General features: G+C 56.8%; 8 protein-coding genes. 4 read left to right on the forward strand and 4 right to left on the reverse strand.

Features of this window, described 5'->3' with window-relative positions; translation table 11 throughout:
* Positions 1–148 precede the first annotated feature (148 nt).
* Positions 149–1,300, forward strand: a complete 1,152-nt coding sequence (locus E1H13_RS14610; RefSeq protein WP_169614153.1) for a methyl-accepting chemotaxis protein — start codon at positions 149–151, stop codon at positions 1,298–1,300.
* Between the two features lie 46 nt (positions 1,301–1,346).
* On the opposite strand, the gene E1H13_RS14615 is transcribed toward E1H13_RS14610, so the two are convergent.
* The 3 genes from E1H13_RS14615 to E1H13_RS14625 all read right to left on the reverse strand — a co-directional run bounded on the left by E1H13_RS14615 (position 1,347) and on the right by E1H13_RS14625 (position 6,068).
* On the reverse strand, positions 1,347–1,811 hold the full coding sequence (locus E1H13_RS14615) for a GNAT family N-acetyltransferase (RefSeq protein ID WP_169614154.1): 465 nt from the start codon (positions 1,809–1,811) through the stop codon (positions 1,347–1,349).
* Positions 1,811–5,482 carry an NB-ARC domain-containing protein gene (locus E1H13_RS14620; protein WP_347404163.1) on the reverse strand — a complete coding sequence of 1,224 codons (3,672 nt, stop codon included), beginning with the start codon at positions 5,480–5,482 and terminating at the stop codon, positions 1,811–1,813. The genes E1H13_RS14615 and E1H13_RS14620 overlap by 1 nt, the downstream gene beginning before the upstream one ends.
* A gap of 109 nt (positions 5,483–5,591) precedes the next feature.
* Positions 5,592–6,068 carry a hypothetical protein gene (locus tag E1H13_RS14625; protein ID WP_169614156.1) on the reverse strand — a complete coding sequence of 159 codons (477 nt, stop codon included), beginning with the start codon at positions 6,066–6,068 and terminating at the stop codon, positions 5,592–5,594.
* Between the two features lie 419 nt (positions 6,069–6,487).
* Between E1H13_RS14625 and argS the strand changes: the two genes are divergently transcribed.
* The 3 genes from argS (at position 6,488) to E1H13_RS14640 (ending at position 12,355) form a co-directional block, all read left to right on the forward strand.
* Positions 6,488–8,245, forward strand: coding sequence for an arginine--tRNA ligase (argS, locus tag E1H13_RS14630; RefSeq protein WP_169614157.1), 1,758 nt, complete (start codon positions 6,488–6,490; stop codon positions 8,243–8,245).
* 178 nt (positions 8,246–8,423) lie between these two features.
* Complete coding sequence (locus E1H13_RS14635) at positions 8,424–11,138, forward strand: ATP-binding protein (protein ID WP_169614158.1); 2,715 nt, start codon at positions 8,424–8,426, stop codon at positions 11,136–11,138.
* A gap of 65 nt (positions 11,139–11,203) precedes the next feature.
* Positions 11,204–12,355: an adenylate/guanylate cyclase domain-containing protein gene (locus E1H13_RS14640; protein WP_169614159.1), complete on the forward strand. Its 1,152-nt coding sequence runs from the start codon at positions 11,204–11,206 to the stop codon at positions 12,353–12,355.
* Between the two features lie 27 nt (positions 12,356–12,382).
* On the opposite strand, the gene E1H13_RS14645 is transcribed toward E1H13_RS14640, so the two are convergent.
* Positions 12,383–14,032 (reverse strand): CTP synthase, encoded by a 1,650-nt coding sequence (locus tag E1H13_RS14645; protein ID WP_169614160.1) that lies wholly within the window; start codon positions 14,030–14,032, stop codon positions 12,383–12,385.
* Positions 14,033–14,334 lie beyond the last annotated feature (302 nt).

Here is a 14,334-nt window from a genome sequence, read left to right on the forward strand (position 1 = left end):
ACCCTTGCAGTGTGGCCTAAGTTCGCCTGGGGCGAAAGATCAGCTCTGGATCAGATTTGGATCAGACTAGCCCCGGGTCACTGATCTTGACAGCAACTGGCCGCAGCCAGCAGTTTAGAGGCATCTACTCCAGCTCGATGGTAGTGCTATGCCGTCCTTACCCCCAGCCTTTCACGTTACTGGCAGACTCTTCCGTTCCCCCCTATCTCAGCGGATTATTTTAGGCATATTCGTTAGCCTGGTGGCGATCGAAGGGATTGTGCTAGTCCCTTCAGTACAGCGTCGCCGCCGCGAGCTGTTGGCTCAAATCGAAGATGTCTCTACCGGCAAAGTGCGATGGATTGTCACTGCCTTTCCTACGGCATCGGGGGTTGAGTTGGCAGACCATCTGCAACAGCTAAAGGCTGATCCCATGTTGCAGGGCATTGTGGGTGGGGCGGTGTTCAATGCCCAGGGAGAGCCGGTGGCCCAGTTCGGTGAGCCGCCGACCCTTGCCCCTGGCGATCGCGATGCCGAGCGGCAACAACTGGTGACCACCACCGCTGGTCAACGCTACGATCTGGCCTGGACCACCACCGCCCTAGGGGAAGGGATGATCCCCGATCTCACCGAAAACCACTGGTTGGTATTACGCCACAACGCTGACGCGATGCAGTGGGCCTTGATCGGCTACATCCTCAGGATTGCTGGCTTGGTGCTGCTGATTGCCGCCTTCATTACCCTGGTGATGATGGCCTTCTTGAGCCACCAACTGATTACCCCGATTCTCAATCTGCGGCGTGATTTGGCCATGGCTGGGGAGACCCTAACCGCTGATGCAGCGACTGAGGCAGCCCCCCCCGAATTCGCCTCTCTGGCCTATCCACGGCAGGATGAACTGGGGGAGGTGATCGCCACCTTCAATCAGATGTATCACCAAATTAGTCAGGCCATCAGCGATCGCCAGCAAGCGGAAGCCCAACTGCGCCGCCATAACGCCGCCATGCAGCAATACATTGCCCAGGTAGATCAAATCACTGCTGCGGCTGCCGCTGTCGATCAAGGCACCTTTCAACCCGCCAGCTTAGACACCGTTGCCCAGCGCAGCGACCACCTGGGACAATTGGCCCGCATGTTTCAACAGATGGCAGACCATGTGGTGCAGCGAGAACATCAGCTCAAGCAACAACTCAAACAGCTCACCATTGACATTGATCAGGCCAAGTTGCAACAGCAAGTAACGCAGATCACCCAAAGCGACTATTTTCAAGAAATCCAGGCCGAACTCGAAACCCTGCAAGTGGATGAGTTTTGGCAGTAATCTTTGGCCGTAATCTTATAGACTGCCTCCATCTATCGAGGCCGCCCTACCCCAGGTATCTTTCCACCAGATAGCGCTTGAATAGCACCCCAGAGCGGTGCGCCACCTCTGTGTCATAGCACCGAAAGCCAAATTTTTTAAATAACCCCAAACTCAACTCACTGGCCTCGGCATACAACCGGGGCAGGGCTTGCCGTTGGGCTTGGTCGAGAATTGTTTGCAGAAGTCGTGACCCAATCCCCTGATGTACCCGGTCATGGCGTACATAGACTGAGGCCACATGGCCATCGGCCCCCAGACCTGCAAACCCAACAATTCCAGAGTCATCCACCGCCAGGTAGGTGGTTACCGCCAAAATGAGCGGGTGAAACGACTCAGCATCAGCGGCCTCGGCCCAGACAGTCGTTTGGGCCGGGGTATAGTAATGGGGAGCATGGGTGAGGACTGTCTGGCGATACAGGGTCGCCAACTCTTGCAGATCAGCCGCTGTCGCCTGTCGTATCGTAGCCATTAAACTACAGCTCCCAGCAGTTGTAGGGTGGTTAGGGTGGCCGAGGTTAAGCCAGTGACCCCTCGCAGGTTCATGCCTTCATACAGGCGGTCAGCCACCAGAATTCGCAGACACTGGCCGGTTTCGACCTGCCAAAGCCGTACCGTTTGATCTTGAGAGCCACTGGCAATCACCTGGCCATCGGGGCTAAAGGCCAGGGCAGACACCAGGTGGCGGTGCCCCTCAAAGACCCGCAGGCAGGTGCCAGTGGCCACCTCCCACAGGCGGATGGTGTAGTCGTGGGAGGCACTGGCCAGGTGGCGGCCATCGGGGCTAAAGGCCACTGCAAACACCCAGTTAGTATGACCCTCCAAACGCTTAAGGCACTGACCAGTGGCCACATCCCATAGCCGTAGGGAGCGATCGGTACTGCTGCTGGCCAGGAGCTGCGCTCCACCAACAGGGCTAAAGGCCACAGACCAGACACGACTGCGATGCCCGGTCAGGGTCTGGATGGGTTGGCCGGTGGCCACAGACCAGAGGCGAATGGTTTGGTCGACGCCGCAGCTAGCCAGCAGTTGACCATCGGGGCTAAAGGCTACCCCCAGCACTTTAGCGCTGTGTTGGCTGAGGGTGTGTAAGCACTGACCTGTGGTGCAGTGCCACAGTTTGACGGTCCAGTCAGCGCTGGCGGTGGCCAGTACCGGTTGGTGGGGATGGTAAGCCAGGCCATTGATCCAATCTCCATGGCCTTGCAACACCTGAATGCAGCGCCCTGTGGCCACATCCCACAGGCGGGCGGTAGAGTCGGTGCTGCCGCTAGCTAGCTGCTGGCCATCGGGGCTAAAGGCGATGCCATAAATGAAATCCCCATGGCCGCTCAGGGTGTTTAGGCGCTGGCCAGTGTGCCAGTTCCACAGCACCACCGTTTTGTCGTTACTGCCGCTGGCCAGCAGTTGCCCCTGCCCCGCTGGGCCGGTAGCGTCACCTGGGCTAAAGGCCACAGGCAGAGCCCAGTCAGTGTGCCCCTCCCAGGTTCTGAGGCAGTGGAGGGTATCGATATCCCATAACTTCACCGACTGATCAAGGCTGACCCCCACCAGGCGACGCCCGTCCGGATGCGGGGCCACCGAGCATACTTCATTGTGATGGCCCACCAGGGTTTTGAGACAGGTGTCGGTCTGCCAGTCCCAGACCTTAATGGTGCGATCGCCGCCACCGCTGACTAGCCAGTGATCGATGGGGCTAAAGGCTACACAGTAAACACTGCTGCCATGATCTCGGTACGTAGCTAGGCAGTCCCAAGTGCGGCAGTCCCAGAGGTTGATGGTGCCATCGCCACTACCACTGGCCAGCAGATGCCCATCCCGGTTAAACGCCAGGGCATGCACCCAACCCTGGTGGCCCCCGAGGGTTCGCAGACAGGCCCCGGTCACCCCATCCCAGAGTTTGATCTGGTGATCGACCCCACCACTAGCCAGTAGGAGGTGGGAGGAGGCGATCGCAGCGGGGGCAAAGGCCACGGACCGCACCCAGTCCCTATGGCCTACCAGGGTTTGCCAGCATTGCCCCGTGCCCACATCCCAGAGTTTGATGGTGTTGTCTCCGCCGCCACTGGCCAGGGTTTGGCCGTCGGGGCTAAAGGCGATCGCAAACACCTCGTGCCCATGGCCCGTCAAGGTCTTGACCCCGACCCCATCGGCGGCCTGCCAGAGGCGAATAGTTTGATCGGCGCCACAGCTGGCGATCAACTGACCATCGGGGCTAAAGGCCACCGCCCGTACCCAGTTGGCATGCCCCCGACAAATCAGCTGCAACTGGCCGGTTTGGGTATCCCACACCCGCACCTGACAGTCCGTATCCCCGGTGGCAAGCCGCCGCCCATCGGGGCTAAAGGCCGCCGTCAGCACATTGCCCAGGGATTCTGTAAACACGCAATGGGTTAAATCGGCCCTGGCAAAGTTCACCCCATGCAGCTTCACATTCTGCAAATACGCCTGCCATACTGTCAGGTCAGAAAAGTCGTAGCCGCTAATGTCCACCGCCAGCTGCAACAAGAGATTTAAGCTGTTGCCCCCGGCGTAGCCCATCGCCTGGGGAGTTCCCCCCCGCAGGGTAGATAGCAGCTGCTGTAGGGTGGTGGCAACGGTAGCAGCACTGCCCAGGTGGTTGATCAACTGATCGACAATGGGGCGCAGAATCAGGTTGACCTGGGTTTCCCGCACAAAGTCTTTGGCCTGGGCCTGGCATAGGGCATGGCTGATGAATAACCGGGGGGACTGGGTAACAATTTCCTGACTAATGTGGTCAATCAGGCGGTGGGTGACATACTCCATGACCACCGGCTGCTGGGTGATGGCGGTGGATTTCCCCGCCTGGGTCGGGGGGGCAGCGGTCTCCACCAGACAGCGCCGCCGCAGGGAATTTAACGATTCCCACAGGTCCGGGGGGGTGACCCGGGTTAGCAGAGCGGCCTGCACCTCTGCCACCGTGGCAGGCTCGCGATCAATGGCCAGCCAGTACATGACGGTTTTTTCTAGCTCAGTCAGGCGCTGAAAGTGTTGATCGAGCAAATCCCGAATGTCGTCAAATAAAAAACCGCCCGGTTCAGACACCGCCAAAAACTGGCTGATATCACCGCCAAAAAAGTCGTGGATGGAGGACGCCACAATCTTGAGGGCCAACGGGTTGCCCCCATAACGCTGAATCAGCCGCTGCCACTGGTCTGCCGTAGCCTGAAACTCGCCTTTGAGCGCGAATAACGCTTTGCCGTCTTGGTGCGGCAAGCCAGTTAACGGCAGCGATCGCACCGGCAAGGTCTCTCCCTCTAAGGCCGCTAGACCCTTTGGCTTCTCCCGGGAGGTCACTACCACACAACTCTGGTGGGCAGATTCCGCCAGACAACGCAACACCTCCCCATAGGCCTCAAACCCAGCCCGATACCGCCCAGTGCGATCGCCCCCCTGCAAAATCGACTCAGCATTGTCTAAGACAATCAAGCAGCGATCGCGCCGCAAGTAGTGCAGCAACCGCGACAGCTGCCCTTCTAAGCGGAGGGGCAGATCCTGTTCCTGCTGGTTTGACAAGACTTGTATCAAATCCACCAGAATGTCTGAGGGAGGTGGGGGGTTGCGGAGGGACCGCCAGATCACCGCTTGCCAGCAGGCCATGGGTGAAGGACTGGGGGTGGCAATCAGATCTTGAGCCAGGCGAATGGACAGGGCGGTTTTACCAATCCCCCCCATGCCCAAGACGGTAATAAAGCGGCAACGCTCCCCCGGACTGTCGGCCAAGATCCAGCGCTTTAAGGTGGCTAGCTCCTGTTGTCGCCCATAAAAGACCGTTGCGTCAGGGGCATTGCCCCAGTCAATCCGTAGGGGGGACAGGTTGTCGAGGGTAGCTGCCGAGGCGGTAGGGGCAAAATGCCATTTAGGTCGCTCTGGGTTAGGCTGCTCTGGGTTCCACCGAGGTTCAGCCCCCTGGGCTGCCAGGCTGTCTGCCTCAGCCACGGCTTGCCAATCTAACTTCAAGACCTCACAGTAGGCTTTAAATGCACTGGCATTAATCGCTACTTTTCCGGCCAGAAACCGCTTCCAAGTGCCTTCAGAAATTCCCGCTGCCAATACCCCTGCTGTGTCCCAGTCAGTTCCCAAGATGTGGCTAGCGGCTACCACCCAACGAAAATCATTCACTGGCCAGCCTTGTTCCAGTCTGGCGCGTTTAATTTGTTCCCGCCCTGATGTCGAAGCTTTGAGGGTAATCACAAGCCATAGCCCCAGGCTGCAAAATCAGACCCAAAAGTTAGTGCAATATACTGTCAATATCCCGGTTATGTAAATATCCTACCAACATCGGGCTGATCCCTGTTATCAACGTCACAAACACCACAATGATCAGCTGTCCAGGACTGAGGCTAGCCAGCACATCTCCCAGGGCCAAACTATCGCTGGCACCTTCCCCAATAAACCAGGCATTACAAGTCAACGATGTCCATAAATCCACCAGCAGGGCCGTCAGCCACACCAGGCGCAATCCCAACAGGGGTAGGCGGGCTGCCGTCAACCGCTGACGGCGTCGCCAGATGGCCTGGGTAGAAAAGTTAAAGGCCACCACAATCAGCGTGCCAATCACGGCTAGGCTAATGGCCACCAGGTTGAGGTTATCCAAAATCAGCAAAATACCCAGACCAGTAGTTACCAGGTCCCACAAAGCACTGAGTTGTAGCGCCCCTAGCACAACGAGCTTACGCAGACTGATCGATGGCTGAGACGGTTGCATAGCTAAACCCAGGATAACGCTACCGTTAATAGCTCTACTCTAGTCTGGGTGGTTGAGGCCAGGGTAAAAACGATAGGTTTCTTCCAAGTTTTTTGCGGAGATTTAGACGTATGGCCGCCAGAGCTTTAGGCTTCCAGCACCCCATAGTCCCGCTGATGTCTACGACGGTAGAGGCGGGTACTGACGTGAGGATAGTGGCAACGATCAAAAACCAGTTTCATGGCCCAAGGACTTGCTGTGGCGGATTGCCTTAGGATTGAGAGGGCACACAAATACCGTTTCTAGCAGGGCTGCAATAGTCCTTTGAGATTGCCCTCCGGCCATCGTGCTGGCCTTTAGTAAGAGGTGGAGTGGGTGAGGGTGGTTCATAGGCCTGTTGGGAGTCAACTTAGGGAATAGAAGGTTAGGTAAAACACAACATGAAGTCTACACTTACACAGCTAACGGCACAGTTTGACCAGGCCATTGTGGCCGCTTTTGGGCCAGAACTGACCGGTACCGACCCAATGCTGGAGCCCACCACCAACCCTAAGTTTGGCGACTACCAGGCCAATCTGGCCATGTCCCTGGCCAAGCCTTTGAAGAACAACCCGCGGGCGATCGCTAGCCAAATTGTCGAGCATCTCGACGTTAGTGCCCTCTGCGAACCACCGGAAATTGCTGGCCCAGGCTTTATCAACCTGCGGCTCAGAACCGACTACCTAGAGCAGCAGCTCCAGCAGATGCAGGCTGACCCCCGGTTGGGGATCCCCCCTGTGGCCCAACCCCAGCGAGTCATTGTCGACTTTTCTAGCCCCAACATTGCCAAAGAAATGCACGTGGGCCACCTGCGCTCCACCATCATCGGCGATTCCATTGCCCGGGTGCAGGAGTTTATGGGCCACGACGTGTTGCGGCTAAACCATGTGGGGGACTGGGGCACCCAATTTGGCATGCTAATCACCCACTTGCAAGAGGCTTGTCCAGACGCTTTAGAGGCCGATTCCAGCGTCGACATTGGCGACCTAGTCGCCTTCTACAAGCAAGCAAAACAGCGGTTTGACACTGACGACGACTTCAAAACCCGCTCTCGGGAAGCAGTGGTGGCTTTGCAGGCGGGCGACGACACCGCCACCAAAGCCTGGAAGGTACTCTGTACCCAGTCTCGCCAAGAATTCCAAAAAATCTACGATCGCCTCGGTATCACCATCCAAGAGCGGGGCGAATCTTTCTACAACCCCCTGCTAGCTGATGTGGTCAAAGACCTAGACACCCAAGGCTTATTGGTAGAAGACCAGGGGGCCAAGGTGGTGTTTGTGGACGGGTTCACCAACAAAGCTGGCGACCCTTTGCCCTTGATCATCCAAAAATCTGATGGCGGTTACAACTACGCCACCACCGACCTGGCCGCCATTCGCTATCGCACCCAGCAGGATGGTGCCCAGCGGGTGCTTTACGTGGTCGATGCCGGGCAAAGCAACCACTTTGCCCTGGTGTTTCAGGTGGCCGCCAAAGCAGGCTGGATCCCAGACGGGGTAGAGCTGACCCATGTCCCTTTTGGAGTGGTGCAGGGGGAGGACGGCAAAAAATTCAAAACCCGCTCTGGGGAGACCGTACGGTTGAAAGACCTACTAGACGAAGCCGTTAGCCGAGCCCGAGCCGACCTAGAAAGGCGGATTGAGGCCGAGGGGCGGCAAGAGTCAGAGAGCTTCATTCAAACGGTGGCCGAAACCGTAGGGATTGATGCGGTTAAGTATGCCGACTTGAGCCAGAACCGCACCAGCAACTACATCTTTAGCTTTGATAAAATGCTGGCCCTGCAGGGCAACACCGCCCCCTACATGCTCTACGCCTATGTGCGAGTGCAGGGCATCAGTCGTAAGGGAAACATCGACTTTGATCATCTCCCTGACGAGGCCAGGATTCACCTGGAAGAGGCCAGCGAGTTTGCCCTGGCCCGCCACCTTTTGCAGCTGGATGAAGTGCTAGACGAGGTGGCCCAAGACCTCTACCCCAACCGCCTCTGCCAGTACCTGTTTGAGCTCAGCCAAAAGTTTAACCAGTTCTACGATCGCTGCTCCGTGCTCCAGGCCCCAGAACCCCAGCGCACGTCCCGACTGCTGCTCTGCGACCTGACCGCCCAAACTCTAAAGCTGGGCCTGTCGCTACTGGGAATTTCGGTGCTAGAACGCATGTAACTGAAGCAGGGGCGATCGCTATAGCCAAAGGCAGTAGAGCTTTACTCAAGCCACATAATGTTGAAGACATTGCGGCTTTATCAAGGGATTCCCGTTGCAGATGTCAGAGTCCAGGGAACTCTAAAGATGGGTGTTTTTCAGGTTTCAGGACTGAGTCCGGAGCGATTGTAGAGGGGTAATGTTGCAGTCTATTCAAACGTTAGGGTTGGGGTTGCCAATGGCCGCTACCCTGGGGTTGGCCATTGGGGCGGGGGGGGCTGTGCTGTTGCCGATGGCGTGGCCCAGGCTCAGGGGACATCAGCGCTGCATGGAGCAGCACTTGCAGGCGACCACCCTGGCCCAGAGTGAGCAACGGTTCCGCACCCTAATTCGAGATCTGGGGGTGGGGGTACTGCTGCTCAACCCCCAGGCTGAAGTTGTGGTCGGCAACCAAGCGGCTCGACGATTTTTTCACCTGCCGGATACATCAGTAACCACTGAACCCATAGAGTTTGGTCCTCAACTGGGTTACTTTCAGCGGCAGGACGGCACCCTTTGTCCCCCGGAAGAGTTACCCGTACAACGGGCGATCGCCCAAAAAGCGCCCCTCAACGATGCGGTGATTGGCTTTGTGGATCACGCCACAGTGGCCGTACGCTGGCTGCTGGTTAATGTCGATCCCCAGTTGGACCAGGCTGGTGAGGTGGAGCGGATCCTATGCACCTTTAGCGACATCACCCTTCAAAAGCAGGCGGAAGCAGCGGTGCAAGCGGTCGCCAACCGAGAAACCGCCATTAGTCGCATTGTGCAGCGGATGCGTCAAACACTAGATTTGGAGACGATTTTTGCGGCTACGACCCAAGAGTTACAACAGGCGGTAAGCTGCGATCGCGTTTGGATCTATCGTTTCAACCCCGACTGGAGTGGGGTGGTGGTGGCTGAAGACCTGGCCGACCCGACCGCTCCTTCTACCCTAGCAATGGCCGATGCCAATGGGGCTAGTGTGGCAATACCAGAGAACCCTCGGCTGATTGATCGCTCGGACTGTGGTGCCCGTAAGCTGCAACAGGATGGCTTCGACGATAGCTATCTAGTGTTCCAAGACACCTACCTACAAGAAACCCAGGCCGAAACCTATCGCCGCGATCGCACCTATCACTGCGTCACAGATATCTACGATGAAGGGTTTGACCGTTGCTACTTGCAATTTTTAGAACAGTGGCAGGTGCGGGCCTACGTAATTGTGCCAATTTTCGCCGGTAGCCAGTTGTGGGGGCTATTGGGCATCTATAGCCATCACCATCCCCGTCCCTGGACCCGTCACGAGGTGAAACTGGTTCTCCAGGTGGGCGTACATTTAGGCACGGCTGTCCAGCAGGCCAATTTACTCAACCAAACCCAGCAGCAGGCCCAGGCCCTGGAATTGGCCAAACAGGCTGCCGATGCCGCCAACCAAGCCAAGGGAGACTTTCTGGCCAGCATGAGCCATGAATTGCGCACTCCCCTCAACGCCATTTTGGGATTCACCCAGATTCTGCACAGGGATCCGGCCTTGGCCGATAACCACCGCAACCTGGTGGGCATTGTCAATCGCAGTGGCAACCATTTATTGGGGCTGATTAACAATGTCCTATCTTTAGCTAAAATTGAGGCCAACAAAATCACCCTGGATGAAGGCCCCTTCGATTTATCCGAGCTATTGCAGTCCGTCGACGATTTATTGCGGCTCAAGGCCGAGTCTCGGGGCCTTGAGCTGAAGCTGGTAGGAGCCGCAGATCTGCCCCCAACCCTGTGGGCCGACCACGGTAAGCTGCGGCAAATTTTAATTAACTTAATCGGCAACGCCATCAAATTTACCCCCCAGGGCTCAATCACCGTACGGTGGGTCTTGGCTAACGACCACCCAGTTCGGCCCTTGCCATCCACCGATGGCGATGGCGATCGCCCCCCCAAAAACCACCGACTAACCCTGAGCGTCGAAGATACCGGCGTTGGCATTGCTCCGGCAGAAATCCCCCATCTATTCCAACCGTTTGAGCAGACCCAATCGGGGCGTCGTGCCGCCGAAGGCAGTGGCTTAGGACTATCCCTCAGTCACACCTTCGCCCAGCTCATGGGAGGGGATATTGCTGTGACAAGCGTCCCCGAGCAGGGGTCCACATTTACCCTGACCCTACCGGTTGGCCTAACGACCGCTGCCCCCACCGTCAGGGAGGCGGAGATCAAAACCTACCGACTCCCCGCCCACCTGACCTATCGCATTTTGGTGGCTGACGACGTGGCCGAAAGTCGTCTGCTGCTGCGCCATTGGCTAGAGGAAGCCGGGTTTGAGGTGCGTGAAGCCAACGCTGGTCCAGCCGCCATTGAGGTATGGCAAGCTTGGGCTCCCCAACTGATTTGTCTGGATATGCAGATGCCAGAGCTGGATGGCTACGCTGTCGCCCGCCATATTCGCCAATCCACTCTAGGGGATGACCCGGTTATTTTAGCGGTCACGGCGAGTGTATTTGAAGCACAGCAGGGTGATTGCTTGGCCGCTGGGTGCAACGCTGTCCTGCCTAAACCCTTGACTCGAGAGCTGCTGCTGGCGTGCATTGGTGAGCACCTAGGGTTAGCCGATGCTAGGGCCACCTGGCCAGAATGGCCATCGTTCCCTGGGGTATCCCCTGGAACGGTGGGGCAGCTTCCGTCTCGGCTCACCCCAGCAGATATGGCAGTCTTGGATTCAGCCTGGCTGGCTCAAGTGCATCGGGCCGCCCAAGCCGTTGACGATCGGCAGATTCGTCAATTGATGCGCCAACTGCCCCCAGTCCACCGACCCTTGGGTCAGCGGCTCACCCAACTTCTCGATGAGTTTCGCTTTGACATCATCATTCAGTTAACGGCCCCATCCCCGGTTCAGCCCACCCCTTAACTTTCTAGCCCTCAGCCTTTTGGTGAATAGTCCCTGTGTTATATCCCACCCCAGCACTAACGCCTATGACTGCTCATTCGCCACCACCCCAGGCGGTTGATATTTTGATCGTCGATGACATCCCCGATAATTTGCGGGTGTTATCCACGATTTTGGAGACCGAGGGCTACAGCTGTCGCAAGGCCATCAGTGGTGCCCTAGCAGTACAAGCCACCCTGCTGGCCCCCCCAGACTTAATTTTGCTGGATATCACCATGCCCACCATGGATGGCTTTGAGGTGTGCCAAAAACTGAAAGCCAACCCCACCACCCAAGATATTCCGATAATTTTTCTCACAGCTCGGGATGCTGAAGCCGAAAAGAAGCGGGCGTTTTCCCTGGGGGCAGCAGATTATATTGTTAAACCTTTTCAAGCCTATGAAGTGCTACTGCGGGTGAAGCACCAACTGGCTTTGCGTTGTCAGCAGCAACAGTTAGCTCGACAAAACCAGCAGCTACAAGCCGAGATCAAAGAACGCCAGCAGATCGAAGCGGAACTGCGTCAACAGCGCTTGCGATCTGAGCAACTGCTGATGAATGTGCTGCCGTTTCAGATTGCCCAGCGGCTCAAAGAACAAGACGAAGCGATCGCCGATCAGTTTGATGCCGTCACCATTTTGTTTGCTGACATTGTCGGCTTCAGTACCGTAGCGGCCCAGCTAGCCCCTGCGGAACTGGTGCAGCTGCTCAACCAAATCTTCTCTAAATTTGACGAGTTAGCGGCCCTCTACCGCTTGGAGAAAATTAAAACCATTGGCGACGCTTACATGGTAGCAGCAGGGGTGCCAGTACCTCGCCCTGACCATGCCAAGGCGATCGCCCAAATGGCCCTGGATATGCAGGCCACCATCGGCGAATTCTGGCGTCCCGATGGCCAACCCTTCCAGCTGCGCATCGGTATTAATTCCGGCAGTTTGGTGGCTGGGGTGATTGGCATTCGCAAGTTCATCTACGACCTGTGGGGAGACACGGTCAATATCGCTAGCTTCATGGAAGCCACCGGTGAAGCTGGCAAAATTCAAGTATCAGAGGCAGCCTACCAGCATTTGCGGGATGACTTTCCGCTGATCTCCCGAGGCCAGGTGGTGCTCAAAACGGCTGATAGTCTTAACACCTACTGGTTACTGTCACAACCTATCCCAAGTCCAGCTCACAATCTGGAGTTTTCCCACAGGTAGATCTTTAGGTCTGGACTTGAGTTTGGTTTAGATCACCCCGGCCTGCTCAGGGGCCGCAGACTCAGCCAGCCCTGGACTTGATTGTCCGTTGAGAGCCGCCTGCATCAGCCCCAAAAACAGGGGATGGGGAGCACTGGGCCGCGACTGAAACTCTGGGTGAAACTGACTGGCAATGAAGAAAGGATGGCCTGGCAGTTCGATGATCTCCACCAGTCGCCCATCGGGGGAGGTGCCACTGACCTGGTAGCCTGACTCCAGGAACAGGGTGCGATAGGCGTTGTTGAACTCATAGCGGTGCCGATGACGCTCGTACACCACCTCCTGGCCATAGAGGCGACTGGCTAAGGTGTTGGCGGCCAGGCGACAGGGGTATAGCCCTAGGCGCATGGTACCCCCCAGATCCACCACATCCTGCTGTTCAGGCAAGAGGCTAATGACTGGGTTTGGAGTGGTTTCATTGAACTCAGAGCTGTTGGCCCCATCCAAGTGGGCCACATGGCGAGCCCACTCCACCACCGAGCACTGCATCCCCAGGCACAGCCCCAGAAAGGGAATGTGCTGTTCTCGCACATACTGAATGGCTTGAATTTTGCCATTGATGCCTCGGGTGCCAAACCCCCCCGGCACCACAACCCCATCCACGTCAGCTAGATAGTCCGCTGCGCCATTGACTTCAATGTCCTCGGAGTTGATCCAGCGAATCTTTAGGGCGGCTTGATGGGCGATCGCGGCATGGCTCAACGCTTCCACCACAGATAGGTAAGCATCATTGAGACTGACATACTTGCCGACGATGGCAATCTCCAGCGGGCGAGTAGACTCGTATAGCCCCGCCACCAAAGCTTCCCAGGTATGCAAGTTAGGCGATCGCTGCTCCATGGCCAAAATAGTCAGCACCTGGTGGGCTAACCCCTCCCGCTCCAGGTTGAGAGGCACTTCATAAATGCTGCTAGCATCCTGGCAGGTGACTACGGCCTCCGTGGCCACGTCACAAAATTCAGAGATCTTCTCCTTCATGGGTTGAGGCAGGGGGCATTCACAACGGCAGACTAAAATATCCGGCTGAATGCCAATCGACCGCAACTCTTTCACCGAGTGTTGGGTCGGTTTGGTTTTCAGTTCTTTGGCGGAGGCAATCCAAGGGATCAGCGTCACATGCATGTAGAGCAGGTCTTGGCGACCCACATCTTTGCGAAACTGTCGAATCGCCTCTAAAAATGGCAAGGACTCGATGTCGCCTACGGTACCGCCGATCTCAGTGATCACCACATCGGGGTTAGTGTTCCGGGCCACCCGGTGAATGCGCTGTTTAATTTCGTTGGTAATGTGGGGAATCACCTGCACCGTGCCCCCCTGGTAATCCCCCCGGCGCTCTTTATTAATCACCGCCTGGTAGATCGAGCCCGTCGTCACGCTGTTCAGCCGCGACATGGCCGTATCGGTAAAGCGCTCATAGTGACCTAAATCCAGGTCTGTCTCAGCGCCATCCTCAGTCACGAACACCTCCCCATGTTGAAAGGGGCTCATGGTGCCCGGGTCCACATTAATATAGGGATCCAGCTTCAAGATTGAGACCGAGTAGTCCCGAGATTTCAATAGTCGCCCTAAGCTGGCGGCCACAATGCCTTTGCCAATGCTAGAGACCACACCGCCAGTGACGAAAACAAACTTTGTCATGGTGCCAGATTCCACACCCAAGGAGCATAACCCGTCAATTGTGCCACAGGGAGTGGGGAGGTGGGGAAGGTGGGGGAGGTGGGGGAGATTTTGGATTTTGGATTGAAGGGGAATTGGATGGCGTAGGGGCGGACCTGGGTGTCCGCCCTTGGGGGGAATGGGAAGACAAGGGATTTTGAATTTTGAATTTTATAGGGCTTTGCCCTTCCCGAAGGGTATTGAAATCGTAGATACTGTGTTGGCCTTGGGGTGTCAAGGGGTCGCTGCCGCTGATTTAGGTGGCAGCAACTTAGACGGGTCGT

Origin of the sequence: Nodosilinea sp. P-1105 (assembly GCF_012911975.1) — a bacterium.
Taxonomy (GTDB): Bacteria; Cyanobacteriota; Cyanobacteriia; order Phormidesmidales; family Phormidesmidaceae; genus Nodosilinea.